Origin of the sequence: Christiangramia portivictoriae DSM 23547 (assembly GCF_000423045.1) — a bacterium.
GTDB lineage: Bacteria > Bacteroidota > Bacteroidia > Flavobacteriales > Flavobacteriaceae > Christiangramia > Christiangramia portivictoriae.
In genome coordinates this window covers 31,972-58,594 of sequence record NZ_KE383971.1, presented here as the reverse complement: position 1 = coordinate 58,594, position 26,623 = coordinate 31,972, and the positions used below count along the sequence as shown (strand labels likewise).

The 26,623-nt window shown below is 40.7% G+C and carries 20 protein-coding genes; 14 read left to right on the top strand and 6 right to left on the bottom strand.

All coding sequences use genetic code 11. The features are described 5' to 3' along the window. Nucleotides 1-6 precede the first annotated feature (6 nt). From G529_RS0108535 to G529_RS15675, 3 genes are read left to right on the top strand one after another with little or no spacing between them, the layout of a single operon-like run. On the top strand, nt 7-5,073 hold the full coding sequence (locus G529_RS0108535; protein ID WP_026915129.1) for a T9SS type B sorting domain-containing protein: 5,067 nt from the start codon (nt 7-9) through the stop codon (nt 5,071-5,073). A gap of 22 nt (nt 5,074-5,095) precedes the next feature. Further along, nucleotides 5,096-6,028: a PorP/SprF family type IX secretion system membrane protein gene (locus G529_RS0108530; RefSeq protein WP_026915128.1), complete on the top strand. Its 933-nt coding sequence runs from the start codon at nt 5,096-5,098 to the stop codon at nt 6,026-6,028. Nucleotides 6,029-6,040: 12 nt separating this feature from the next. Then, nucleotides 6,041-7,735 carry an OmpA family protein gene (locus tag G529_RS15675; RefSeq protein ID WP_169513787.1) on the top strand — a complete coding sequence of 565 codons (1,695 nt, stop codon included), beginning with the start codon at nt 6,041-6,043 and terminating at the stop codon, nt 7,733-7,735. A gap of 85 nt (nt 7,736-7,820) precedes the next feature. On the opposite strand, the gene G529_RS0108520 is transcribed toward G529_RS15675, so the two are convergent. From G529_RS0108520 to G529_RS16375, 3 genes are all read right to left on the bottom strand, one after another. Then, nucleotides 7,821-8,342 (bottom strand): DUF4136 domain-containing protein, encoded by a 522-nt coding sequence (locus G529_RS0108520; protein ID WP_026915127.1) that lies wholly within the window; start codon nt 8,340-8,342, stop codon nt 7,821-7,823. A gap of 69 nt (nt 8,343-8,411) precedes the next feature. After that, nucleotides 8,412-9,407, bottom strand: coding sequence for a GTPase ObgE (gene obgE / locus G529_RS0108515; RefSeq protein ID WP_026915126.1), 996 nt, complete (start codon nt 9,405-9,407; stop codon nt 8,412-8,414). A gap of 3 nt (nt 9,408-9,410) precedes the next feature. Beyond that, nucleotides 9,411-10,523 (bottom strand): adenylate kinase, encoded by a 1,113-nt coding sequence (locus G529_RS16375; RefSeq protein WP_084509766.1) that lies wholly within the window; start codon nt 10,521-10,523, stop codon nt 9,411-9,413. Between the two features lie 122 nt (nt 10,524-10,645). On the opposite strand from G529_RS16375, the gene G529_RS0108505 reads away from it, so the two are divergent. The 5 genes from G529_RS0108505 (at nt 10,646) to G529_RS0108485 (ending at nt 15,451) form a co-directional block, all read left to right on the top strand. Then, nucleotides 10,646-11,809 (top strand): 5-(carboxyamino)imidazole ribonucleotide synthase, encoded by a 1,164-nt coding sequence (locus tag G529_RS0108505; protein ID WP_026915124.1) that lies wholly within the window; start codon nt 10,646-10,648, stop codon nt 11,807-11,809. 1 nt (nt 11,810) lies between these two features. Next, entirely contained in the window at nt 11,811-12,302 is a 492-nt protein-coding gene (gene purE / locus G529_RS0108500) for a 5-(carboxyamino)imidazole ribonucleotide mutase (protein WP_026915123.1), read from the top strand. 206 nt (nt 12,303-12,508) lie between these two features. Continuing rightward, nucleotides 12,509-14,539: a M3 family metallopeptidase gene (locus G529_RS0108495; RefSeq protein ID WP_026915122.1), complete on the top strand. Its 2,031-nt coding sequence runs from the start codon at nt 12,509-12,511 to the stop codon at nt 14,537-14,539. 91 nt (nt 14,540-14,630) lie between these two features. Continuing rightward, the gene (locus G529_RS0108490; RefSeq protein ID WP_026915121.1) at nt 14,631-15,182 is read left to right on the top strand and encodes a sigma-70 family RNA polymerase sigma factor; all 552 of its coding nucleotides are present in this window, start codon (nt 14,631-14,633) and stop codon (nt 15,180-15,182) included. Between the two features lie 2 nt (nt 15,183-15,184). Continuing rightward, nucleotides 15,185-15,451: a hypothetical protein gene (locus tag G529_RS0108485; RefSeq protein WP_026915120.1), complete on the top strand. Its 267-nt coding sequence runs from the start codon at nt 15,185-15,187 to the stop codon at nt 15,449-15,451. Here the strand turns inward: G529_RS0108485 and G529_RS0108480 are convergent. Then, a complete protein-coding gene (locus G529_RS0108480; protein WP_026915119.1) occupies nt 15,420-16,256 on the bottom strand; it encodes a UbiA prenyltransferase family protein in 837 nt (278 codons plus the stop codon). The two genes, G529_RS0108485 and G529_RS0108480, sit on opposite strands and share 32 nt — an antisense overlap. 131 nt (nt 16,257-16,387) lie before the next feature. Between G529_RS0108480 and gcvP the strand changes: the two genes are divergently transcribed. The 4 genes from gcvP to G529_RS0108460 all read left to right on the top strand — a co-directional run bounded on the left by gcvP (nt 16,388) and on the right by G529_RS0108460 (nt 21,830). Continuing rightward, a complete protein-coding gene (gcvP, locus tag G529_RS0108475) occupies nt 16,388-19,237 on the top strand; it encodes an aminomethyl-transferring glycine dehydrogenase (protein WP_026915118.1) in 2,850 nt (949 codons plus the stop codon). 129 nt (nt 19,238-19,366) lie between these two features. Further along, nucleotides 19,367-20,425 (top strand): 3-oxoacyl-ACP synthase III family protein, encoded by a 1,059-nt coding sequence (locus tag G529_RS0108470; RefSeq protein WP_026915117.1) that lies wholly within the window; start codon nt 19,367-19,369, stop codon nt 20,423-20,425. Beyond that, complete coding sequence (locus tag G529_RS0108465) at nt 20,425-20,946, top strand: methyltransferase domain-containing protein (protein WP_026915116.1); 522 nt, start codon at nt 20,425-20,427, stop codon at nt 20,944-20,946. The genes G529_RS0108470 and G529_RS0108465 overlap by 1 nt, the downstream gene beginning before the upstream one ends. Nucleotides 20,947-20,981: 35 nt before the next feature. Then, a complete protein-coding gene (locus tag G529_RS0108460; protein WP_026915115.1) occupies nt 20,982-21,830 on the top strand; it encodes a glycosyltransferase family 2 protein in 849 nt (282 codons plus the stop codon). On the opposite strand, the gene pafA is transcribed toward G529_RS0108460, so the two are convergent. Further along, a complete protein-coding gene (gene pafA, locus G529_RS0108455) occupies nt 21,831-23,462 on the bottom strand; it encodes an alkaline phosphatase PafA (RefSeq protein WP_026915114.1) in 1,632 nt (543 codons plus the stop codon). 117 nt (nt 23,463-23,579) lie between these two features. On the opposite strand from pafA, the gene G529_RS0108450 reads away from it, so the two are divergent. Both G529_RS0108450 and G529_RS0108445 read left to right on the top strand, forming a co-directional pair. Further along, nucleotides 23,580-24,317 carry an MlaE family ABC transporter permease gene (locus tag G529_RS0108450; protein WP_026915113.1) on the top strand — a complete coding sequence of 246 codons (738 nt, stop codon included), beginning with the start codon at nt 23,580-23,582 and terminating at the stop codon, nt 24,315-24,317. Between the two features lie 3 nt (nt 24,318-24,320). Next, nucleotides 24,321-25,085 carry an ABC transporter ATP-binding protein gene (locus G529_RS0108445; RefSeq protein WP_026915112.1) on the top strand — a complete coding sequence of 255 codons (765 nt, stop codon included), beginning with the start codon at nt 24,321-24,323 and terminating at the stop codon, nt 25,083-25,085. A gap of 104 nt (nt 25,086-25,189) precedes the next feature. On the opposite strand, the gene G529_RS0108440 is transcribed toward G529_RS0108445, so the two are convergent. Further along, a complete protein-coding gene (locus G529_RS0108440; RefSeq protein ID WP_026915111.1) occupies nt 25,190-26,623 on the bottom strand; it encodes a DUF389 domain-containing protein in 1,434 nt (477 codons plus the stop codon).

Here is a 26,623-nt window from a genome sequence, read left to right as displayed (position 1 = left end):
TAGCCTATGCAAAATTTTACCATGAGGTTTAAGGGTAAAATGTTTTACCTTTTTATCTTAACCCTAATTCTGGTGAGCATGTCGTCTGCCTATGGACAACAATGCCCCACTGTTAGCAATTCTGATCAAGAGTTCTGCTATCTAGATACTGTTGGTGATTTAGAAGCTACACCAGCACCTGGTAAGACATTAAGATTTTACCGTACCGCAACTTCTACAAATCCTATTCCAAACAATGAAATTCTAAGAACAGGTACTTACTTTGCAGGAAATCAAGATGGATCTTGTACAAGTAGACCGCAAATCAACGTAACAGTTGATGATCTTGGAGCTCCGGTTTCCACCTTTGGAAATTTCTTCGAACCATGTGTATATTCTACAGGTTCAGTCACCACAGTTGGGGATTTAAAGGACTTGATAACTCCTGCAGATCCTTCATTCGATCTCAACGTTTACGCCAACGAATTTGGTGATGCAGACGATGAATTGTCTGATGCTACCGCTTTAGTTGCTGGTGAAAATTATTTTATTGGACAGGATGACCCAAGTGATGCTGATTGCAGATTTTCCAGCCGTATCGCAATTGAATTTAATCCTGTGAATGCTTTTGCTCCGAATGCCGCTGCAAATCAGGTATTCTGCGAAAGTGACGACCCAAGGGTAAGAGATCTTGAAGCTAGCGCTACAAGTCCCGATACTCAAGCCTTTAGATGGTATAGCACAAGAACTTCTCAACCACCTTTGGCCAACTCTACGCGGTTGATAGATGGAGAAACTTATTACGTAAGCCAGATCGTTAACAGAACTAACTCTACTCAACCTCCATGTGAAAGCACAAACAGGAGAGCAGTGACTGTGACTATTATACCTTCTGATGCAGGACCAGACAACCTGGATGAATCAACTTGTGAAGCCAATGCAGATGACGCCTTTAGTTCTACTGAGAACTTAAGAAACCTGTTTTTGGGATTATTGGAGAACAACTTCGATTCAGATACAGATAATGATGTACCAACAAATGGAACTTTTTCAGATAGCAGTTTAAGTGAACTTGTAGCTGCATACACTGGCCCAGGTACTTACTCGACTACTTATAGTGTAGAATTTACCGAGGATTGTACAGATGAAGTTAATCTTGCAATTACTGTAGTAGAAAATCCAGATGCAGGTGATAATACCGAATTGACTTACTGCCAGAGCGATCTTGCAGCACTTATAACTCAAATTGCTACCAACCCTTCTGCAGCTGAAGATGCATTTGCAGATCTTATTGCTGGTGCAGATGCCGGTGGAACTTTTTCCCCAGAGCTTGGAACCATTGCTACTCAATATTTAAATGATGTAGCTACAAATAATTTCCCTGCGTCATATTCAGTAACCTATACGGTTACAACTGGAACTACAGACGATTCTGACTGTTCAGATTCTTCAACTCTTACAGTGAATGTACTCGCAGATCCAGATGCAGGAACAGACAATTCTGAAACCTTATGTGAGAATGAGGTTGAGGATAGAAATATTTTTGATTCGAATGCTAACTTAAGATCTTATTATCTTGATCTTTTAGGTACTGAAGATGACAGAGGTAGTTTCTCACCAAATCTAACCAGCGTTAGAAATGCTTATAGTGATGGTGTATCTACTCCTTCTGAAGATTTTACAGTAACGTATACAGTTGATACCGGAGCTTGTGAACCAGTAAGTTCTACCGCGACTCTAACCGTTAATTCTGCTGTTGTGGCCGATGCCGGTGAAGGAACAGATTCAAGTTTCTGCACCACAGATTCGGCATTCAATTTACAGACTTTAATTAGTGGTGGAAACCCTAATGGCGTATTTAGCGTAAACGGAGGTGATTCAGCAGATGGTAATTTTGATCCATCAAACGGAGCTGGAGAATTCACAATAGTTTATACCGTATCACCAGAAACGGCTTGTGTGAGTACAACAGATACTGAAACCTTTACGATTACAGTACTTGACGCTCCAGATGCAGGAACAGATGCTACTGCAAGTTTATGTGAGACCGACGAAGACGTTATGACTGCATTCGCCAGCGAAGCTTCGCTTCAAACTTTCATTCTAAACCTTTTAGGAACAGATGACGACAGTGGAAGCTTTAGCCCTTCAATCGCGACACTTATTTCAAATTATAATGACGGAGTAGTTGGAGCTGAAGATTTTAGCACAACCTATACTATTGCTGCAACTGTAGCCTGTGACGCTGTATCATCCACTGCAACAATCACTATTAACGAAGCCGTTGATGCTGAAGCAGGAACTATTGCAGATGTGGACGGAGTTTGTTCTAATGATGATGTGATCACACTTTCAAACTTATTAGGTCCAGACAGCATCGCTGGTGGAACTTTTTCAAGTGATGATACCACTATTTCAGATGGCATATTTGATCCATCTGTAGCCGGTGCAGGCGATTTTACCATTACTTATACTATTGATGAGGATGACGCATGTGTGACCGGTTCAGATTCTGTAGACTTTACCATCTCAGTAGAACAGGCTCCTAATGCTGGACCTGGAGGAGATTTTGTTTTCTGTCAGGCTGAGTTCACGGCATTAGCTGCGCAAATTGCTGCCAATCCAAGTGGACAGGGTGAAGAATTACTGAACGAATTTGATCCAACTATCGCCAGAGGTGGTACTTTCACAGATAACAACCTTGGTGAACTGTTAGCTCAGTATGCCGCTACCACAAATTTTCCTGCGACTTTTACAACAACATATACTGTAAGCAGTAGTACATGTACAAGTTCTGCAGATTACTCAATCACAATTAATCCAAATGAGACTGCTGATGCTGGAGAAGATACCATGGTGACATTTTGCAGTACAGAGGGTGTTGTTGATTTAAACACTGCTCTATCTGGCAGCACGAATGCTGGTGGAACTTTCTCTAGTGATGATCTTACACTATCAGGCTCTACTTTTGACACTGGTATTAGTGGTGCAGGTACATTTACAGCTACCTACACAGTAGATGCAACAACTGATGTTTGCATAACAGGTTCTAATAGCTCTACAATAACTGTTGTTGTAGTGCAAGGTTTTGATCTTGGAGAAGATGTAACTACGATCGTTTGTGAGAATGACGTTGATGCTGCTTTCTTTACTGAAGCAAACCTAACATCAGAATTCAACGATTTACTACCAGAAGATGCTCCAACTGGATCTTTCAATCCAAGCATCTCTGAACTGGCAGAAATGTACACTGAAGGTATGACTACTGGTGATTTCACTACTACCTATAGTATTGGGACAGGTGAATGTGCAGATTCAGTAGAACTAACTATTACTGTTCGGGAGAATATCGATGCTGAACTAGACGAAGTTGCTAATCCAGCTCCAATTTGTCAAAATGCAGGCGTACAGGATCTAACTAGCTTCCTGGGAGATAATCCAGATTTCGGAGTGTTCGAAGGATATGAAGACGGAACGTTCGATCCTTCCATGATGGCGGCTGGTGATTATAGCATAACTTATACTTTGAGTGAAGATTTTTCAGATTGCGTTTCTGGAACAGATTCTATATCGTTCACGATTACTGTGATCGACTCAGCTCTTGCTGGAGATGATGTTGCTGTTACTGTTTGTCAGAATGACGGAGTTCAAAACCTTTTTGATATTCTGGATGGTGAGTTTACAGATAATGATGGAACCTTCACAATAGATGGATCTGTAATCATAGATGGTCTTATGGATCCGGCAGACTTTATGGCTGGCACTTATATGATCACCTATACAGTAGATGCTGAAAATGATTGTGGTAATGATACTGCAATGATTAGTGTAACTGTGAACGAATCGCCAGATGCTGGAGATGATATGGCTGTTGCCGTATGCCAGAACGATGATGTAGTAGATCTATTCACTCTCTTGTCTGATGATACCGATTCAACTGGATCTTTCAGTCTTAATGGAGATGTACTTGCAGATGGTCTAATGAATCCAGCAGATTTTGATGCCGGAAACTATGCTGTTATCTACACATTAGAAAATGAGAACTGTACTGATGCTGCAACCTTTACAATTACTGTACAAGACGCTGCATTTGCAGGAATGGATATGGAAATCGCCGTTTGTCAAAACGATGGTGTACAGAACCTGTTTGATTTCTTATCAGTAGATGCTGATACAGACGGTGAGTTCACTCTTGAAGATGGTACGGTTGTAACAGATGGAATGATGGATCCTTCAACTTTTGATGCAGGAACTTACACTGTGACTTATACAGTAGCTGCCATCAATGATTGTGGAGATGATACTGCTGAATTTGCAATTACCGTTCAGGAAGTAGGAGATGCTCCGGTAGTTGGAGATGCAACTTTCTGTGCGATCCTTGATCCAACAGGTGCTGATCTAACAGCAGGTAGTGAAGATCTAACTTTCTATACTGATGCTGATCTTACAATGATGGTTGCTGAAGATGCTCCTTTAGCCGAAGGAACTTACTACGTAACTCAGCGTGGAGAAGCTGGTTGTGAGTCTGAGGCTACTGCCTTTAATGTAAGCATTACAGATCCTGGAACTCCTACGATCGACGATGCGAATCAAACTTTCTGCCAGTTCGACGATCCAACGATCGCAGACCTGAATGATGCAATCGACCAGACTTCAAATGTAACCTGGTATGCAAGTGCAGATAGCACAGATCCATTAAGTACAGGAACCGCACTTCAGGATGGAGTGACATATTTCGCTTCACTATACGACCCGGCATCAGATTGTGATAGCTCACAAAGACTTGCCGTGAACGTTAGCCTGGAATGTGACTTTTTCATACCAGAAGGTATTTCACCAAACGGTGATCAATTAAATGATGATTTCGAGATTAGATATATCGAAGATTTCTATCCTAACTACACTATTGAGATATACAACAGATGGGGTGACTCAGTTTACAAGGGGAATGCAAATACTCCAAACTGGGATGGTACCAGCAATCAAGGTTCATTCGGTGACGGTTTGTTACCAGTAGGAGTTTACTTCTATTACCTGGACTTCAAAGATGGTAGCACTGAGCCAAGACGAGGAAAAGTATACTTAAGTAGATAATTAGGATAAACAAGAACAAGAGATGAAAAAAATAATCACAAAATATTTATTATTCGCAGGCATTATCCTTTTCTCTATAAAGGGTATGGCTCAGCAAGATCCGCTCTTCACTCAATACATGTACAACATGAGTGTTGTGAATCCTGCTTATGCGACAGACGACCCGGGCATGTTGAACCTGGGTGCGATTTACAGAATGCAATGGACAGATGTTGATGGTGCACCACGCACCCTCAACTTCTTTGCCCACACTCCGGTAAGTGAGCGTGTTGAACTTGGACTAACTGTAGTTCATGACGAAATTGGTGATGTTGAGAAAACCAACAATATCACGGCAGATTTCGCATACGTGATCCCAACTGGTGACAACACGAAGTTATCTTTCGGTGCAAAAGCAGGTCTTACGACTTTTGATGCTAACCTTGCTAACTTACGTTTAAATGATCCAGGTGATGCAGCATTTCAGAACATCAGCGAAGTATTTCCTGTGTTTGGAGTTGGAGCTTTCTGGTTTGGTGACAAACACTATTTAGGAGTTTCTGCACCCAACTTGTTAACAGCAGATCACCTTGATGACAGTCAGTTGCTTAGAGACAAAGGTTCAGAGGAGATTCATTACTACCTTACCGGTGGTTATGTGTTTGACATTACTGAAAACTTTAAACTGAAACCTTCTACCATGGTTAGAGGGGTTGAAGGATCACCGCTATCTGTTGATGTAAATGCTAACGCGTTGCTTTACGATCGTTTTGAAGCAGGTGTTGGTTATAGATTCGATAAGTCTGTTACAGGCTTGGTAAACTTTCAGGTTACTCCGGGATTAAGAATTGGGTATGCATATGATTACCCAACTTACGACCTGAGCGACGATGGTTCACATGAGATCATGCTATTGTTTGATCTGGACCTATTCGGACTTAAGAAAGGATATGACAAATCACCAAGATTCTTCTAAAACCAGACTAAGATGAAAAATATATATAGTACACTTTTAATTTTATTCGTGAGCATTACCGCTTTCGGTCAAAAGTCTGACATTAGAGACGGAAACAAGTTTTTCGCCAATGCAGCCTATATCGATGCCGCTGATGCTTATGAAAACGTAAATGAGAAATCTCAGGAGATTCTTCAGAATCTTGGAGACTCCTACTTCTATACTAACCAGATGCAGAACGCAGCTGAAGTATATGAGATGTTATTTTTAAGACATTCCGGTGCTGTTGCGCCGGAATATCAATTCCGTTATGCTCACGCATTGATGGCTCAGGGTAATTATGTAAAAGCCGATGAGCTAATGAATGAGCTAACAGGAAATGACTGGAATCATGAAGAATTCAAGAACACTCTTGATACCGTGGTTCCTCACAAGTTCAAATACGATCAGATCATGAACAATGCTTCATCTTCAGACTTCGGAATTGGATTCTATGGTGACCGAGTGGCTTTTGCCTCTACGAGGAACCAGGAGCGTCCTATCTACCCTTGGAATAAGATGCCTGCGTTGGATCTTTACAGCGCACAGATGGATGAAGATGGCGAGATGAAGGACATAGTTCTTTTTTCAGATGTTATCAATACAGATGAGCATGAAAGTTCAGCAACATTTAGCCAGGATGGAAACACTATCTATTTTGACAGAACTAATGAAGATCGTGTGAAGAATGAAAATGATGTTCGTGTAGCGCACATTAGTATTTACCGTGCCGAGATGGTAGATGGTGAGTGGACGAACGTGGAAAAACTTCCTTTTAGCAGTGAAGACTATTCCGTAGAACATCCAAGCTTAAGCGCAGATGGATCGAAGCTATACTTTGCCAGCGACATGCCTGGAGGAAGTGGATCGTTTGATATCTATATGGTAGACATCAATGAAGATGGAACCTTCGGAACTCCGCAAAATCTTGGAGCTGGAGTTAACACTGCACATAGAGAACAATTCCCATTCATCAGTGAAGATGATGTTTTATACTTTACTTCAGATGGACACCAGGGATTTGGTAACCTTGACATCTACAGAACTGAAGGCGACTTCAGTGAAGTAGAAAACCTTGGATCTTCTATTAATAGTGGTAACGATGATTTCGCATATGTTGTGAAAGAGAGTGATGAAACTGGATACTTTGCTTCAAATAGAAGAGGAACAGATAATCTATATCAATTCACACGTGAAGAGAATGAGATCGTCGAAGCTCCTACTGAAGTTGACCCAACAAGTGGTCAGGATCTTATCCCGATCGATGGCAGCAAAATCTATTTCGACTTTGACAAAGCAACAATCAAGAAAGAGTCTGAAGTTGTTCTGGATTCAGTGGTAACTTACATGAATGATTATCCAAATATCAAAGTGAAAGTTGAGTCTCATGCAGATGCTAGAGGTTCAGACAGCTACAACATGGCATTATCTAAAAGAAGAGCAGCTTCTACAGTAGACTACCTTGTTAAGAAGGGAATTGACAGAAGCAGACTAACATCTGAAGGTTATGGTGAAACACGTCCAGTAAATGACTGTACTCAACCAACCGGATGTACTAATGCAGAATATGCTAAGAACAGAAGAAGTGCATTTGTAGTATCAAACAGAAATTCTAAAAGTCAGTCAATGACAGAAGAGAATTCTGAAGATTCCATGGATGACGATATGATTGAAGACAACGAGAATTAGGTTCAACCTTGTACTAACTAACCAATCAAAATGGAAAGCCCCATGCAATTGCATGGGGCTTTTTTATTGATAACTATTAAGCTGATTATTGTTTTGGCGGATAAGCCTCCAATGCCTTCTCGACTATTTTATCAAAGGTTTGTTGACGTTTTTCGGGATTGGCATCCATATCAAAATTGCTTTCTACTACCGCCTGCCAGACCAATGCATCTTTTTCAACATCGATGAAATCAAACGTAAGCTTCATATAAGTATCCATTTTACCTATTGGAATTCCGCCGCTTACTCCTACACCTACGTTTCCTCCGCCTCCACCAAGACCAAGACCAACTCTGCTACGATTATCTCTTTCGTACTCCTGCGTATATACATTTACCTGAAGTCCGGCCGTCTCAGATCTACTGAAGCCCTTTTCCTGCATCTTAGAGTTTAAAGCATTTAATAGCCTTCCCTGATCTAGCTGATTGAGTCCTGTTTGTAAATCTGAATAAATTGAATACGAGTTGTATTGATCGAACTGAACCGTTTGATCGTAATCGTAGACTGCCCGTGGTGTATTACAGGCAGCCATGAATAATAATAAAGTAGATATTTTTAGAATTTTCATAACCGGTTTTTTCTAAAAATAGCCAAAACCAGCCGGAGCAAACACCTGTTTAACAGGATTTAAACACGCCTAATTAAGCATTTGCCATAGTTTGTCCTTCAATTCCTGTAAGCCTTTCTGGGCTACGGAAGATATAAACAGGTAAGGAAAGTCCAGTTCTTTATCTAATTGTGTCTTCATTTCCGCTTTAAGTTCTTCGTCTAAAAGATCACTTTTTGAAATCGCGATTAGCCTGTCCTTATCCATCAATTCAGGATTGTATCGACGCAGTTCATCAACAAGAATATCGTACTGCTCTTTAATATCTTTCGCATCTGCAGGAATGAGGAATAGCAGTGTTGAGTTACGCTCAATATGTCTTAAGAATCGATGTCCCAGTCCTCTACCTTCGGCTGCTCCTTCAATGATCCCAGGAATATCTGCAACCACGAAAGTTTGAAAATCACGATACTGAACAATCCCTAGATTTGGCTTTAGAGTGGTAAATTCATAATTGGCAATCTTTGGTTTTGCAGCAGTAATTACTGAAAGTAAAGTGGATTTTCCAGCATTAGGGAAACCTACCAGACCAACATCTGCAAGAACTTTTAGTTCCAGAGTAATATCTACCTGCTGCCCATCAATACCTGGTTGGGCATATCTTGGAGTCTGGTTCGTGGAACTTTTAAAATGCCAGTTCCCTAATCCACCTTTACCACCTTCAGCAACAATAAATTCCTGACCATCTTCAGTAATCTCCTTAATGATCTCGTTGGTTTCAGTATCCCTGATTACCGTACCTAAAGGCACATCGATATACTCATCTTCACCCTGAGCTCCAGAACTTCTTTGTTTGCTACCATTGCCACCATGTTCTGCCTTTACATGACGCTTAAACTTGAGATGGAATAATGTCCATAGGTTTTCATTACCTCTCACGATCACGTGTCCACCTCGACCACCATCACCCCCATCGGGACCACCTTTGGTTATATATTTTTCCCTATGCAGGTGTGCAGACCCTTTTCCTCCTTTTCCGGAGAATACATGGATCTTCACGTAATCAACAAAATTCCCTTCAGTCATATCTTATTTCATTAAATCATCGATCACAGAGCTCAGTCTGGCAGTAATTTCTTCAATGCTACCTTCTCCATTAACTCCGTAATACTTATTTTGCTTCTGGTAGAAATTCTTCAAAATAGCAGTTTCAGCATAATAAACTTTGATACGATTTCTAATCACGCGTTCATCAGCGTCATCTGGCCTGCCTGAAGTTTTCCCTCTTTCCAGCAATCTTTCAACAAGGATCTCATCCTCAACTTCCAGAGCAATCATGGCATTTACTTCAGTACCTTTCGTTTCCAGAGATTCACTTAATGCTTCAGCCTGGGCTTCAGTTCTTGGAAATCCGTCAAAAATAAATCCATTAGCACCTTCATTTTTTTCAACTTCAGCATTCAGCATATTGATGGTAACCTCATCTGGAACGAGTTGTCCCTTATCAATAAATGATTTTGCGCTGAGCCCAAGTTCTGTCTGATTCTTGATATTATACCTGAATACATCTCCTGTAGAAATATGTATAAGATCGTACTTTTCCTTTAAAATGGTTGCCTGAGTTCCCTTGCCTGCACCCGGAGGGCCAAACAGCACTAGATTTGTCATTTTGCTTTCTTTGCGTTTATATACTTGAGTTAGGTTCCTGCCCAGACCGTCGTAGTCAAGACCGTAACCAACAATAAATTTATTAGGTATCTCCATCCCGATAATTTGTACCGGAACATCTTTTTTGTAAGCTGAAGGTTTAAAGAACAGTGTTGCCACCTGGTAATTAGCTACACCTGCCTCAGTTAAAATTCTATCCACCTCAACGAGCGTATTACCGGTATCTACAATATCTTCCAAAAGCACAACTTCCCTACCTGCAAGTTCCTGTCCTAAACCCAATAAAGTTTTAACTTCCCCGGTTGTTTTGGTGCCTTCATAAGAACCCATTTTCACGAAACTTATCTCGCAGTCACTCTCAAATCGTTTGATCACTTCGGAAGCAAACATAAAAGAGCCGTTCAGGATCCCGATAAATACAGGTTTTCTGCCTGTATATTCGTCATTCAATCGTTTAGCAATAGTATCAATGGCTTTCGTAATTTCCTCCTCAGAGATATAAGGTTCGAATTCCAGATCGTGTAGCTTTATCAAAATTCAGCAATTTTAAGTGGCAAAGATAAGGATTCTATACAAGCCGGCCTTCCCGAATTCTTGCTGAATAAATATGGCAGGAATCAGGAATAACTTATTTTTGCGAAAAGCCGAATTAACTTATGGTAAATTATTTCTCATCAGACTTTAAACTGGGAATTCTAGGTGGTGGCCAGCTTGGTAAAATGATGCTTTATGAGACCCGAAAGTACGATATCCAGACACTTGTGCTGGATCCAAGTCCAGAGGCTCCTTCAAGAATTTCCTGCGACTATTTCGAGCAGGGAGATCTAATGGACTACGAAACTGTTCTTCAGTTTGGTAGAAAAGCAGATATATTAACTTTCGAAATTGAAGGTATTAATATAGAAGCTTTAAAACAGCTGGAAAGCGAAGGCGTTAAAACATACCCTTCCGCAGCAACACTAGAGAAAATTCAGAATAAGGCGGTACAAAAAGAATTTTACGAAAAACACAATTTACCGACTGCAGCTTTCAAAAGATTTCCAAATCTGGAACTTTTAAAATCAGACGTCAACGAGCAGAAAGTAAGTTTACCTTTCGTCTGGAAAAGTGCTACCGGCGGCTATGATGGAAAAGGTGTTTCTGTCATCAGGACCAATGCCGATCTTGATAATCTTCCGGATGCTGAATGTATTGCTGAAAACCTGGTGCCTTTTAAGAATGAACTGGCGGTTATCGTAGCGCGGAATCCCTCAGGTGAAGTTCGCACTTATCCTGTGGTGGAGATGGAATTTCATCCTACTGCCAACCAGGTAGAATATGTTATTTGCCCCGCACGTATTGAAGATCATGTTGCAGAGAAAGCACGAGAACTTGCTAAAAATGTATCTGAAGCATTTGAACATGTAGGACTCCTTGCCGTTGAAATGTTCCAGACTGAAGATGACGAGATTTTAATTAATGAAGTGGCTCCAAGACCACATAATAGCGGACATTACAGTATAGAAGCTTCCTACACCAACCAGTTCGAACAGCAAATTAGAGCAATTCTGGACCTGCCATTGGGTAAAACCGATAGTAAACTTGGCGGGATCATGGTAAATCTGGTTGGCGATGAAAATCATGAAGGTGAAGTCCAGTACAAGAACATAGATAAGATCATGGGTATGGAAGGAGTAACTCCACATATCTATGGCAAAAAGATCACCAGGCCGTTTCGGAAAATGGGGCATGTAACGATCGTAAATAAGGATCTTGGTGAAGCTCGTAAGATCGCCGAAGAAGTAAAGAACAGCATTCAAGTTATTAGTAAAAATAAATAAGATGGGAAAAGTAGCCGTGATCATGGGTAGCACCAGTGATATGCCAGTAATGCAAGAGGCAATCGACGTATTGGAAGGATTTGACATTCCGGTAGAAGTGGATATTGTGTCTGCCCACAGAACTCCTGAAAAATTATTTGATTTCAGTAAAAATGCCCACGAAAGAGAGATTAAAGTGATCATCGCAGGGGCTGGCGGAGCAGCACACCTTCCAGGCATGGTAGCTTCCATGTCCCCATTGCCAGTAATTGGCGTTCCGGTGAAATCCAGAAATTCTATAGATGGATGGGATTCTGTCCTGTCGATTCTGCAAATGCCAGGTGGTGTTCCTGTTGCGACTGTTGCACTCGACGGTGCCAAGAATGCAGGAATCCTTGCGGCACAGATCATAGGAACAGCCGATAAATGTGTAATGGATAAGATCCTTGTCTACAAAGAAGGTCTTAAACAGAAGGTGATCGAAGGCGCGAAAAGCGTTCAGAAAAAGGAATAAAAAAAGGGATCACAAAGTGATCCCTAAGCAGTAAACTTTTAATCCGTTATTATTTATTAACCATTCTAAATTTTAACCAGAACCTGTTTAACTACTATATCGTTAATAGTTGATATTTAATCGATTAAAAGGCTAAAATAAAAATTTAAATCAAATTCAGCGCGAAAACGTTCATTTAATATTGCAATAGCGTTAAAATAAAAAATATGAGCTCTCAAAATATACTTCTAGAAGATTTTAATCAGGCTCCATTCTCAGGCATCAAAACTTCAGATTATAAGCCTGCTATTCTTAAAGCTATAGAATTTGCCAAAAATGACATTGAAATCATAACGTCCAGTGAGGAAGGTCCAACCTTTGAAAATACTATCGAGGCTTTAGAGTTTTCTGGAAAGAAACTGGATCGCATTACCAGCATTTTTTTCAATATCAATTCTGCGGAAACCAATGAAGAAATTCAAAAGATAGCTCAGGATGTTTCGCCTTTACTTTCAGAATTCAAGAATGACATCATTCTCAACCAAAAACTGTTTGCAAGAGTCAAAAAAGTATATGAAAATAGAGCATCGTTAGAACTGAACAAAGAGCAAACTACCTTACTTGAGCAAAAATACAAGGCATTCTCCCGAAATGGCGCGAACCTATCCAGCGAAGACCAACAGGCTCTACGTGAAATCGATAAAAAACTATCCAGGTTAAAATTGCAGTTTGGTGAAAATGTTTTAGCAGAAACCAATAAATACGAGCTGGTTGTTACTGAAGAATCCCGTTTAAGCGGCTTACCAGAAAGTTTTAAGGAAGAAGCCAGAAATATTGCAAAATCCAAAAATATTGAAGGCTGGATTTTCAGTCTTGAATACCCAAGCTACATTCCTTTCATGAAATATGCTGATGACAGGGAATTGCGAAAAGAACTATCGCTGGCTTTCGGGTCCAGAGCTTTTAAAGGGGATGAACTGGATAATCAGCAAAACGTACTTGATATCGCCCAACTGCGGTACAAAAGAGCGAAGTTGCTGGGTTATGATTCCCATGCGCATTTCGTTCTGGAAGAACGCATGGCAGAGACCCCTCAAAAAGTTGATTCCTTTCTTAAGGAAATGTTGGATAAAGCTAAACCCGCGGCAGAAAAAGAGTTTGATCAACTGGAAAAGTTCGCAAAGGAACTAGACCAGGTCGACACGCTGCAGAAATGGGATTCAGCATATTACTCTGAAAAACTGAAACAGAAATTATTTGATCTGGATGATGAAAAGCTAAAGCCTTATTTCCAGCTGGAAAATGTGATTGATGGCGTTTTCACCATTGCAGGAAAACTGTACGGACTCAATTTTGAGCAGACTACGAAGGTAGATGTGTATCACAAGGACGTGAAAACCTATAATGTAACCGATAATTCAGGAAATGATGTAGCCCTGTTCTATGCCGACTTTCATCCACGTCCCGGAAAGAGGGATGGTGCCTGGATGACTATCTACAAACAGCAGTCTATGGAAAACGGCAAGAATGAAAGACCGCATATTTCCATAGTATGTAATTTCACCAAACCAACAGAAAAACAACCTTCATTGCTTACATTTAATGAAGTTACAACCTTGTTCCATGAATTTGGCCATGCGCTGCACGGCATGCTGGCAGATACAACCTACCCTAGTCTTTCCGGAGCGAATGTCTACTGGGATTTTGTGGAACTACCAAGCCAGGTTCTTGAAAACTGGTGTTATGAAAAAGAAGCCCTGCAACTATTCGCTAAACATTATAAAACCGGCGAAACCATTCCACAGGAATATATCACCAAAATCAAGGAATCTTCCAGTTTCCTGGAAGGGATGGCAACCCTTAGACAGCTAAGTTTTGGAATGCTAGATCTTAGCTGGCATGCAAAGGACCCTTCAAATGTAACCAATGTAAAGGCTCATGAAGTTGAGGCCTTTGAGCCTACCAGATTATTCCCGGAAGTGGATAGCAATTGTATGAGTACGGCGTTCTCTCATATTTTCCAGGGCGGTTACTCTGCAGGTTACTATTCCTACAAATGGGCAGAAGTACTGGACGCAGATGCTTTTGAATATTTTACAGAAAACGGAATTTTCAGCAAGGAGATCGCAGATAAATTTAAAGAGAATATCCTATCTAAAGGTGGTACAGAACATCCAATGGAACTGTACAAACGCTTCCGTGGAAAAGAGCCAAAACCAGATGCTTTGTTACGAAGAGCTGGTTTGATAAGTAAGTAATCAAATCTGAAAAGAATGGTAAAACCTGAGCATAAAGTAACAGGATCGCCATTCTTTTCATATTTTTGAGTTGCAATCGTCACTAGCACACATGCCTTCAAACCAACTTGATCCAAATAAATGGGTAGACAGATATTCCGATTATCTGTTTAATTATACGATCGTGCGTGTAAATGACCGTGAAGTCGCCAATGATCTCATCTCTGAAACATTCCTGGCGGGTTTGAAGTCTGCCAAAAATTTTAAAGGTGAAGCAAGCGAAAGAACCTGGCTTATTTCTATCCTCAAGAGAAAGATCATAGATCATTATCGTCGCAATAATTCGAAAAAGGGTCAGGCAGAGGTAAAGATCAATTATACAGGTGAGGACAGTGAAGGTGAATGGCTGGAAGAACAGGTAGCAGATCAATTTGACCGCACTGCTGAAGATGAGATGGAAAATAATGAACTGGGACTGGCAATTCTTGACTGCCTGGATTCGATCAATGAAAAGCAGGCTGCAATTTTTAAACGTAAAACTATCGATGGTGTAGATACGGAAGCTATCTGTAATGAATTCGATATCACGCCGTCTAATTTGTGGGTAATTATTCATCGAGCCAGAACTGCTTTGGCCGCATGTATGGAAAAAAACTGGTTTTAAAAATGAGTAAGAAAAACAAATCACTTTTTGTCGACTGTTCTGAAGCTGCAACCTGTTGCACAAAAGCTCAGTATGATGAGGCCGGTTTTTTTGAAAAGATCAAGCTAATGATCCATCTGGCTTTCTGCAGAACCTGCCGTACATTTTCCAGCAAAAATTCCAAACTTACTCGTAAAATTGAAGAAGCTAATTTAAAGTGCTGTTCCGAAGAAAAGAAGAGAGAATGGCGGGAAAGCATTAATAAATTACACCGGGAAGAACATTCTTGATTAGCAGTAGAATTCCCAGGTATATAATGGGGATCGACTCCACCCAGAAAGAAGCATAATATTTCTCCTGCTGCTCATTACTATCAAGCAGAGATGCACCAATTAGCACACTTACCAGAAACAAACTGAGCAGATTTGCACTACTCTCCTGCTGAAATATCTCAATAATATTGATGAGCACCAACAAACAAATTCCAAAGAGCCTGGTTTTTCGTACTCCAATTCTTTGTGGTATTGTTTCCAGCGAATCCGAATCATAGACCAGATCCCTAATTTCAAAAGGAAGCGTAAGCACGACAACGATACAAAAACGCTGGAAGAAATTAATTAAGACTGGCTGATCGAGTAGTTCCCGAGCATTGATTACGGGTAACAGAACAGTAGTTCCCGCCCACACCATGGCGATCACGAAGATTTTTATCCCTGCAAGACTTCTTAAATTCCTTTTTTTACCAAACACGGGCAAGGCGTAAAACAAGGTTAGCAAACCTAGCAGACCCGTCGCAATCAATACATTTTGGTGCAGTGAGAAGGCAAAGTATATTAATGCTATAAAACTGCCAAAGGAGAAGATCTGGATTATACGGAGGTTTCCCGCCAGACTGGAATGATGTAGTTTGGCAATACCGGCATACTTCACAAAATTATATCCGGTAATCGTGGAAAAGAACACAAAAGCAACCAGAATTAATGATAAAGGCAGGCCAAATTCGATCATGCTAATGATCGTAAAAGCTACAACAGCCAGCGCAACATGAATACTGCTGTTAATATAAAGATCAAGTGCATGACGAAAGTACCTCATCCTACGAAATTACATATTCTCAGCTAGTTTCTTGCTAGTCAAAAATCTTAACAACTGTATACCTCTAAACCAGTTTAAATTAGCTCGGAATTATGTACTTTTGCGCCACAAAAACACAACTAGATTTATTGATGAGAACAGATTCTTTCGCATTACGCCATATTGGTCCCAAAGCTGAAAATCTTCAGGAAATGTTGGATACGATTGGTGTTGAGTCTATAGAGCAACTTATATACGAAACTATTCCTGATGATATCAGGCTGGAGAGCCCGCTTAATTTGCCAAAAGCAATGAGCGAAAACCAGTATGCAGAACATATCAAGAAGCTTTCAGAAAAAAATAAATTATATAAAACATACATTGGTTTAGGATATCACCAGAGTATTCTTCCAGCGGTAATCCAAAGAAATATCCTGGAAAATCCGGGTTGGTACACTGCCTATACTCCGTACCAGGCAGAAATCGCTCAGGGTAGACTGGAAGCTCTTCTGAATTTCCAGACCATGGTAAGCGATCTTACCGGGATGGAGCTTGCGAATGCTTCGCTTTTAGACGAATCTACTGCAGCTGCTGAGGCGATGGCACTGCTATTTTCTGTTCGCGAAAGGGATCAGAAAAAAAGGAACGTCAATAAATTCTTCGTTTCGCAACAAACACTGCCGCAAACCATTTCTCTGATGGAAACGCGTGCTAATTTTCTTGGGATCGATATGGTCGTAGGAAATCATGAAGAATTTGACTTCTCTGAAGATTACTTTGGCGCACTGGTACAGTATCCTGGGAAATTCGGACAAATCTTCGATTACAAGGACTTCGTTGAAAATTGTAAAGCAGCCAACATTAAGACCGCATTCGCAGCAGATATTCTTAGCCTTGTAATGCTTCAGGCTCCGGGAGAACTTGGAGTAGACGTGGTTGTTGGAACTACGCAGCGTTTTGGAATTCCGTTAGGATATGGAGGACCTCATGCAGCATTTTTTGCAACCAGAGAGGATTTTAAAAGAAACCTTCCAGGACGTATTATTGGTCTTACGAAGGATGTTGACGGGAATAACGCCCTTAGAATGGCATTGCAAACCCGTGAGCAACACATTAAAAGAGATAAAGCAACTTCCAATATTTGTACTGCACAGGTTCTTCTTGCGGTAATGGCAGGAATGTATGCAGTATATCATGGTCCACGCGGCCTGGAGTACATCGCCGGTATTGTGCATGCGACGGCAGTTAGCCTGGAGGATAGTTTGAAGAAACTTGGTTTCGAACAGCAGAATTCAGCATATTTTGATACGCTACATGTAAAGGTTGACGCTAAATCTTTGAAAACTATTGCTGAAAAGCACGAGATAAACTTTTTCTATCCCGATTCTGAAAGCGCTTGTATTTCGATCAATGAGACCACTACTACAGATGATCTGAACGCGATCATTTCAGTTTTTGCTGAATTAAAAGATAAAGAGGCTACTGAAGTATCTGAGTTATCTTCAGAAATTAGGATTCCGGAGTCACTTCAACGTACCACTGAATTTTTAACTCACGAAGTATTCAATTTGTATCATTCAGAAACTGAATTGATGCGTTATATCAAAAAACTGGAGCGCAAAGATCTTTCATTGAACCACTCGATGATAAGTCTTGGATCCTGCACCATGAAATTGAATGCCGCTTCAGAAATGTTACCTTTAAGTAATCCACAATGGGGGAACTTGCACCCATTTGTTCCTGTAGACCAGGCTCAGGGTTATCAAACCATATTAAAAGAACTGGAAGACCAGTTAACTGAAATTACAGGGTTTTCAGCAACCTCATTACAACCAAATTCCGGTGCTCAGGGCGAGTATGCTGGTTTAATGGTTATACGTGCGTACCACGAAGCGAATGGAGACAGTCATAGAAATATTTGCCTGATCCCATCGTCTGCTCACGGTACAAATCCTGCTTCAGCAGTAATGGCCGGTATGAAAGTGATTGTCACCAAGGCCAATGAAAATGGAAATATAGACGTTGATGATCTACGCGAAAAAGCATTAAAACACAAGGACAATCTTGCTGCACTAATGGTTACCTATCCTTCTACACACGGGGTATTTGAATCTGCAATTCGTGAAGTAACCAATATCATTCATGAAAATGGCGGTCAGGTTTATATGGACGGCGCTAACATGAACGCCCAGGTTGGACTTACCAATCCAGGTAAAATTGGTGCTGATGTTTGCCACCTTAACCTGCACAAAACTTTTGCCATTCCTCACGGAGGTGGTGGACCTGGAGTTGGTCCAATATGTGTAGCTGAGCAGTTGAAACCTTTCCTTCCTGGAAACCCGGTGATAAAAACAGGCGGGGATCAGGCGATTGGTGCAATTTCTTCAGCACCATGGGGTTCTGCTCTCGTTTGCCTTATTTCTTACGGATACATCAAAATGCTTGGTACTGGAGGCCTTCAAAAGGCAACGGAATATGCAATTTTGAATGCTAATTACATAAAGGAACGTTTAAACGGACATTATAAAACCCTTTATTCTGGAGAAAGAGGACGTGCTGCACATGAGATGATCGTAGATTGCAGACCTTTCAAAGAAAAAGGGATTGAAGTGACAGATATCGCCAAACGTTTGATCGATTATGGGTTTCATGCTCCAACAGTATCATTCCCGGTAGCTGGAACTGTAATGATCGAACCAACCGAAAGTGAATCAAAACCTGAACTGGACAGATTCTGTGATGCGCTAATTTCAATTCGAAAAGAAATTGACGAAGCATCGATAGATGAACCTAATAACGTTTTGAAGAATGCTCCGCATACCATACATATGCTTACCGCTAACGAATGGAATTTACCGTATACTCGTGAGAAAGCAGCATATCCACTAAGTCATTTACATGACAATAAGTTCTGGCCAAGTGTACGACGTGTAGATGAAGCTTACGGAGACAGGAACCTTATGTGTACCTGCCCTCCTACTGAAGAATACGCCGAAGTATAAGCCAGATAGCACTTTAGAAATAAAAACCTGTCAACTGGCAGGTTTTTTTTCGACCAAAAAGTATTAAATTTTAAATGTAGCTTAAGGCTATTTAATTAAATTGTGAAATATTTATAATCTCAGAGTCAGATGAATTTTAAAATTACCGGTACTGGAAGTTACATACCCAATGTTGTCACAAGAAATGCTGACTTTGAGCAACATGAGTTCTTTAACCTCGACGGGAGTTCTTTTCCTCAGGACAATCCTACCACAATTCGAAAGTTCAAAGCTATAACTGGTATCGAAGAACGCAGGTACATAGAACCTGAAATGAATACTTCAGACATAGCAACTCTGGCTAGTGAAAAGGCTATTGAGGATGCGGGTATAGATCCTGAAACTCTTGATTATATAATTGTTGCTCATAATTATGGGGATGTCAAGTCCAATACTGTTCAAAGTGATACTGTTCCCAGCCTGGCTACCCGTGTAAAAGCAAAATTAAAGATCAGAAATCCAAAATGTGTTGGATATGATATTCTCTTTGGATGTCCCGGCTGGATCGAAGGCATGGTGCAGGCGAACGCATTTATCAAAGCAGGTCTTGCGAAAAGATGCCTTGTAATTGGAGCTGAAGCCTTATCCAGAGTGATAGATACTCACGACCGGGATAGTATGATTTTTTCCGACGGTGCAGGAGCGGCAATTTTAGAAGCTTCAGAAGAAGAAGGTGGCATTTTGTCTCATGAGTCGGCTACCTTCTCGTTACAGGAATCTGAATATATTTACTTCGGAAAATCCAATAACAGCGAATCTTCCGAAGACATTCGTTTTATAAAGATGAACGGTCGCAAGATCTATGAATTCGCCCTGGTTAACGTACCGAAAGCGATGAAGACCTGTCTGGAAAATAGCGGGAAATCCATTGAAGATCTTAAAACCGTATTTATTCACCAGGCTAATGAAAAGATGGATGAAGCCATCATCAACAGGTTCTACAAATTACACAAAATGCAGGCACCTGAACATGTAATGCCTATGACCATTCATGAGTTGGGAAATAGCAGTGTAGCCACTGTACCAACGCTTCTGGACCTTGTACGTAAAGGTAAGATCGACGATCAAAAACTGGAGAAAGGTGATGTTGTAATGTTTGCCAGCGTTGGTGCAGGAATGAACATAAACGCAATCACTTACCAGGTATAATGTACGAACAAAGTTTCCCGAAAGAACGCTTTCAGAAAACACTGGAATTTTTAGAAAATCATATTTCCAGAGATGAACAAATTCTGGATCTGGGAGTTCCCAATCCGTTTTCAAAAATCATGGAAAAGGAAGGTTTTCAGGTAACTAACACTACTGGGGAAGATCTGGACGACCACTTCGAGGCGGTTCAAACAAATTCCTATGATTGTATTACAGCTTTCGAGATTTTCGAACATCTACTTGCTCCATACAATATTTTGAAAGAGATTAAAGCTCCAAAACTTGTAGCAAGTGTACCCTTGAAATTATGGTTTGCTCCCTCCTATCGCAGCAAGACCGACCCCTGGGATCGGCATTACCACGAGTTTGAAAAATGGCAGTTTGACTGGTTGCTTGAAAAAAGTGGCTGGCAGATAAAAGATAGCATTCAATGGGCCCATCCAGTAAAGAAAATTGGAATACGCCCAATTCTTCGGAAGTTTACTCCAAGGTATTATGCTGTTTATGCTGAAAGAATCTAATACTCTATCTTAGCATTTACTGAAATTTTCCTTGCGTGAGAATCTATATTATCATCCCCGCACATAATGAAGCCAATATCATTGGCAGGACTCTGGAATCCCTGGCTAATCAAACGCTGAAACCTGCGAAAATCGTGGTAGTGGATGATAATTCTACAGATGCAACTTCAGAAATTGTAGCTCGTTTTGCTGAAAAGTATGATTTTATAGATCTCGTTGGGAATGTATCTTCTACAGAGCATGCTCCTGGCAGTAAGGTAATCAACGCATTCTACCAGGGCTATTATCAGCTTGACGATGATTTTGATATCATTTGCAAATTTGACGCTGACCTTATTTTTCCTGAAAACTATCTCCAGAGAATAGCCGAAATTTTTGAGTCTGAACCAGGTATTGGAATGGCCGGAGGTTTCTGTAGCGTACAAAGAAAGGATAAATGGGTTCCAGAAAACTTAACTGGAAAAGACCATATTCGCGGAGCGCTGAAAGCCTATAGCAAACATTGTTTTATACAAATAGGAGAACTTAAACCTGCCATGGGATGGGACACAGCAGATGAACTTCTGGCTAGATTTCATGGTTGGAAAGTGGTTACAGATGAAAACTTACTGGTTAAACATCTTCGCCCAACTGGTATGAATTATTTTGAGCATTCCGGGAGAAAGCAGGGTGAAGCTTTTTACAGACTTCGATATGGAGTTGCTTTAAGCATGATCGCTTCAGCCAAACTTGCTGCTTTAAAGATGAATCCTTTTGCATTTTTACACTATGTTTCAGGCTACTTCAATGCGAGAAAGAAAAAACGACCTTTTCTTGTTTCAGAAGAAGAAGGCCGTTTTATTAGAAAATTGCGCTGGGACGCAATTAGAAATAAGTTCTTGTAGTTACCTGCCCAGTACTTCCTTTAAAGGTTTTCCTGTAGCAGCGTTTGGAAATGCAATTCCCAGCATTGCCGAAATTGTAGGGGCTATATCCCGAATGTATGTTTTCTCGTAAGTTTCACCATGACTAACACCTTTTCCGAAGAAAATTAGAGGCGCGTGGGTATCGTAAGAAAATCCGCTGCCGTGAGTTGTACCTTTCTCTGGATATACAATATACCCGGGATCAATGACGAAGACAAGGTCTCCGCTACGTTTCTGGTTGAAACCATTCTGAACCAGTTCACCTACCTGGTTTGAAAACGCACCTATCTGTAATTCGTTTCTCGTGAAAACTCTGGATATTCTCTCCTGTTTCAGTAAAAAATGTGACATCCTGGAAGCTACCTCCTCCACACTAAGATCTGCAGCTAGTAACTCGTCGTAGTCCAGGAAGATTTGGCTGTTACTTATATTTTTGATCAGACTATCGTTTTTGAAAGTCTCAGAAGAAAATTTATGAAGCTTTTCCTTCATACTTAACTCATCGTAGTAACCAGCGGGTACTTTCTTAGACTTCAGGTAAGCTGGTACATCTACCCCGCCGTGATCTGCAGTGAGGAAAACCACATATTCCCCAGCGCCAACTTCAGCATCAAGAAATTCCAAAACATCTGCAATGTTCTCGTCCAGTCTCATATAAGTATCCTGGATTTCCTTGCTGTTCACTCCGAAGTTATGGCCTACATAATCGGTGCTGGAAAAGCTAAGGGTAAGCACGTCTGTAATATTATCCTTTCCCAGCTCTTCACCTTTTATTGCAGCTTTAGCAAATTCTGCAGTAAGATCATTTCCGAAAGGTGTGGCCTTGATAAGATCAAATTCACCATTATCTTTAGCCAGTTTTTTAAGATCATACGGGAAGTCTGCCGTTTCTTTTCCGTCGAAACCAAATTCAAATTCATTTCGATCCACACCACTTTGCTGATATGTTTTGATATCCTTTAATGGCGACCATTCTTTTAGGTATGACTTTGCTTTCCCAGATTCGTTAAAATCCTTTACCCATTGTGGCAATTGCTCCATGTAGTAAGAGCTTGTGATCCATTTAGCTTCATCTCTGCCATGAAACCAATAAGCCGCATTGGCCGCATGACCCGCCGGGAGAATCGCTCCACGATCTTTTAAAGCGACCCCAATGGTTTTACCTTTTCCCTGGGTTTGCAACCTGTTCTCGTCGCCAAAAGTTGTGGACTTCATGCGATGCGGCGACATTTTTCCAGCCCGGTCTGTAGTTCCAATAGGATCAACTTCATCATCGCCAGCGCAATAAACGAATGCATCCTCAAATTTGTCATACCAGTTATTTCCTATAATCCCATGGTTCGCGGGTGTTGTACCGGTAAAAACAGAAGCGTGACCGGGACCGGTATATGTTGGCACATAATTAAAATGATGGTTTTTAAAGTTGTAACCCTGGTTTACCATTCTTTTAAATCCATTCTCCCCAAATTGATCCCAGAAGCGGGTCAGGTAATCATAGCGCATCTGGTCTACAACGATACCAACTACCAGCTTTGGTTTTTCTTTTGTGATCTGCGAACTAACGGGTTTAAAACTTATTAGCATTAGCAGTATGATCAAGCTTCGTTTCATGATGTAAAAAGTTAATTTGAATTCCCAAAATTACTAAACTTGAAACGCTAAAGTTTAATTAAGCGTTAAATACTTTAGAACGAAATTTTAGTATTTTAGCTGGACAAATTTGAATTGATGACATACCTGTACTCCATTGGGGAATACTTTATAATGCTTAAGGGTGTTTTTGGCCGAATGACCAAAGGCTCGGTTCTAAGAAATCTGATATTTAAAGAGATCAATGAGCTCATCATGGGATCCATGGGAATCGTTTCATTCCTATCCTTTTTTATAGGTGCAGTTGTCGCGATTCAAACAGCTTTGAATCTCAACAACCCATTAATTCCTAAATCCCTGGTTGCTTTCGCGGCAAGACAGTCCATCATCCTGGAATTTGCTCCTACCTTCATTTCTATTATCATGGCTGGTAAAGTTGGATCTTTTATCACGTCTAGCATTGGCTCGATGAGAGTTACCGAGCAGATTGATGCTTTGGAAGTTATGGGGATCAACTCCAAGAATTATCTTATTTTCCCTAAGATCATGGCCATGCTCACTTATCCATTCGTGATTGCCATCTCTATGTTTCTGGGAATTGCCGGCGCATACACCGCTGCGGTCTATGGTGGTTTTGTAACCAGTGATCAATTCTTAACGGGTTTGCAGGATGATTTTATAGGTTTTCATTTAACCTATGCTTTTATTAAAACTATCCTATTCGCATTTATATTGGCTACCGTTCCATCTTATCATGGATATTATATGAAAGGTGGAGCTCTCGAAGTTGGAGAAGCTTCTACCACATCATTCGTTTGGACCAGTGTGGTGTTGATCATAACCAATTATGTTGTAACTCAACTTTTATTAAGCTAGCAGATGATACAGGTAAAGGATTTACATAAAGGTTTTAATGGGCAGGAAGTATTAAAGGGGATTGACTATCAATTTGAGCGAGGCAAAACCAATCTTATCATAGGACAATCCGGATCCGGGAAAAGTGTTTTTCTGAAGTGTATGCTAGGCCTTTTCAAACCAGATCAGGGAGCTATCGAATATGACGGAAAGCCTTATTCTACATTTTCAGACCAGGAACAGCGTGAATTAAGAACCGAAATTGGTATGTTATTTCAGGGAGGCGCATTGTTCGACTCTATGACGGTTGCTGAAAATGTCATGTTTCCTCTACGAATGTTCACTAACCAGAAGAGATCAGAAATGACAGATCGGGTGGCTGAAGTTCTTAAACGGGTGAATTTAGATGGTAGCGAAAACAAAATGCCTTCAGAAATTAGTGGGGGAATGCAAAAAAGGGTCGCGATTGCCAGAGCAATTGTAAACAAACCGAAATATCTGTTTTGTGACGAACCAAATTCGGGACTCGATCCACAAACCGCTACTGTTATTGATAATCTTATCCAGCAGCTTACTCATGAAAATGAGATCACCACTGTTGTTATTACCCACGACATGAATTCAGTTCTGGAAATTGGAGAAAGAATTGCTTTTCTAAAGGACGGACTGCTGGCCTGGAAAGGAACCAAGGAAGACATTTTTCAAACACAGGATCAAACCGTAACAGACTTTGTTTACTCCTCCAATCTTTTCAAGAAGGTTCGGGAAGCACAGCTGAAAGGGCTATAAACGTCAAGAATGTAGAATCGTGCAGGCACTGTTCAAAAAGATGTCTAATGCCAAAACTAAAAAAGAAGCTCTTCTTTATTTTGAATGGAATGCCCCAGCTTTAATTAGCGAACATTCTTAATAGCCAAAGTGTCTAACTTCAGTCTCACCTTCATCCATTCCCCAAATTTTTCCTGCTGAATTTTTAATTGATCGCTACGCAGATCGCTTTTCCAGGTTACCGTAAAGGTTGGAACCGTATCAGTCTTTTCAAAATTGGTCGTAATTAGATTAGAATATCCAATTTCTGCAATATCTTCATAATTGATCCTCGCTTCTTTGCTCAATTCAGTAAAACTGAATTTATCTCCTCGATATTTAGACAACTCTTTTTCAAGAAGTTCGATTCTTTTATCCTTGTTAGCCATCACCTCCTGATTCTTAACATACAGATCTTCTAAAATCCCACTTCGTAGCTGACTAGACAGCATATCCATATCCTGAGATTGATCTGCTCCCTGGTGAACTATTAGCTCTGCATCTGCCAGTGCTTCAATCTCCCTCATCTGGCTTTTCCAGGTTTCTATTGTTGCATTTGGAACAGGATTTCCTATAAAATAGATGTCGATTGCCTTTTCTTTAAAATCACTCGTATTTTTAATGATTTCAGCGCCATTATATCTCAAATTGTTAGTAATGAATTCCTCTGCTTTACTATGATAAACCTGTTCTCTCAGAAGTTTTACGAATAAAACCACACTGGGGATCATCACAATGATTGCAATCGTAGAGGCGATTTGCGCGATTCTTTTTCTTCGTTTACTATTCGCATAGCGCACCAGCGGGAAACCAAGTAATTTCGCTACTACGAAGGTTGATAAGGCGATAAAAACCGCGTTAATAGAAAACAAGTATATTGCACCAAGTGCATATTCCCATTTTGCATTGGCAATACCATAACCTACCGTACATAAAGGCGGCATTAAAGCGGTTGCAATGGCAACTCCAAGGATTACACTGGCAATAGTTCCCCTTTTTGTCTTCGCCACTATCAAAGCCAGACCGCCAAAAATCGCTACCAGAACATCCAGAATGGTTGGATATGTCCTGGCCACAAGCTCTGGAGTTTCATTCTTTACCGGGGATATAAAAAAGTAGACCGTTGCAGTAAGCACACTAAGACCTACCATGATTCCAAGGTTGACAAATGAACGTCTCAAGGTATCTACATCATTGATGGCAACTGCCATCCCAATACCAACGATTGGACCCATTAATGGGGAAATAAGCATGGCTCCTATAACAACAGCCGTACTACTTACATTGAGACCAATGGAGGCTACGAAAATTGAAAATATAAGAATCCAGGCGTTATGTCCTTTAAAGGAAATATCTTTCTGTACCGCCTCTACAGTAGATTCTCTATCGGTATCTGGACGAATATCCAGCAATCGGCTCAGGAAGTTTCTGGCCTGGCTGCTTATTTGCTTGGCGTCCTTACTCAGGTTTTCTGAAACCTTCTCTTTCGGCTCTTTATTCGAAGCTTGTTGTTCTTCCAT

Coding starts and splice junctions, on each gene's coding strand:
- G529_RS0108520 (WP_026915127.1), bottom strand. CDS start 8,342: ATGAAAATTCTAAAAATATCTACTTTATTATTATTCATGGCTGCCTGT.
- G529_RS0108535 (WP_026915129.1), top strand. CDS start 7: ATGCAAAATTTTACCATGAGGTTTAAGGGTAAAATGTTTTACCTTTTT.
- G529_RS0108440 (WP_026915111.1), bottom strand. CDS start 26,623: ATGGAAGAACAACAAGCTTCGAATAAAGAGCCGAAAGAGAAGGTTTCA.
- G529_RS0108445 (WP_026915112.1), top strand. CDS start 24,321: ATGATACAGGTAAAGGATTTACATAAAGGTTTTAATGGGCAGGAAGTA.
- G529_RS0108485 (WP_026915120.1), top strand. CDS start 15,185: ATGAGTAAGAAAAACAAATCACTTTTTGTCGACTGTTCTGAAGCTGCA.
- G529_RS0108450 (WP_026915113.1), top strand. CDS start 23,580: ATGACATACCTGTACTCCATTGGGGAATACTTTATAATGCTTAAGGGT.
- G529_RS0108490 (WP_026915121.1), top strand. CDS start 14,631: ATGCCTTCAAACCAACTTGATCCAAATAAATGGGTAGACAGATATTCC.
- G529_RS0108505 (WP_026915124.1), top strand. CDS start 10,646: ATGGTAAATTATTTCTCATCAGACTTTAAACTGGGAATTCTAGGTGGT.
- G529_RS0108470 (WP_026915117.1), top strand. CDS start 19,367: ATGAATTTTAAAATTACCGGTACTGGAAGTTACATACCCAATGTTGTC.
- obgE (WP_026915126.1), bottom strand. CDS start 9,407: ATGACTGAAGGGAATTTTGTTGATTACGTGAAGATCCATGTATTCTCC.
- gcvP (WP_026915118.1), top strand. CDS start 16,388: ATGAGAACAGATTCTTTCGCATTACGCCATATTGGTCCCAAAGCTGAA.
- G529_RS15675 (WP_169513787.1), top strand. CDS start 6,041: ATGAAAAATATATATAGTACACTTTTAATTTTATTCGTGAGCATTACC.
- G529_RS0108530 (WP_026915128.1), top strand. CDS start 5,096: ATGAAAAAAATAATCACAAAATATTTATTATTCGCAGGCATTATCCTT.
- G529_RS0108480 (WP_026915119.1), bottom strand. CDS start 16,256: ATGAGGTACTTTCGTCATGCACTTGATCTTTATATTAACAGCAGTATT.
- G529_RS0108495 (WP_026915122.1), top strand. CDS start 12,509: ATGAGCTCTCAAAATATACTTCTAGAAGATTTTAATCAGGCTCCATTC.
- purE (WP_026915123.1), top strand. CDS start 11,811: ATGGGAAAAGTAGCCGTGATCATGGGTAGCACCAGTGATATGCCAGTA.
- G529_RS0108465 (WP_026915116.1), top strand. CDS start 20,425: ATGTACGAACAAAGTTTCCCGAAAGAACGCTTTCAGAAAACACTGGAA.
- pafA (WP_026915114.1), bottom strand. CDS start 23,462: ATGAAACGAAGCTTGATCATACTGCTAATGCTAATAAGTTTTAAACCC.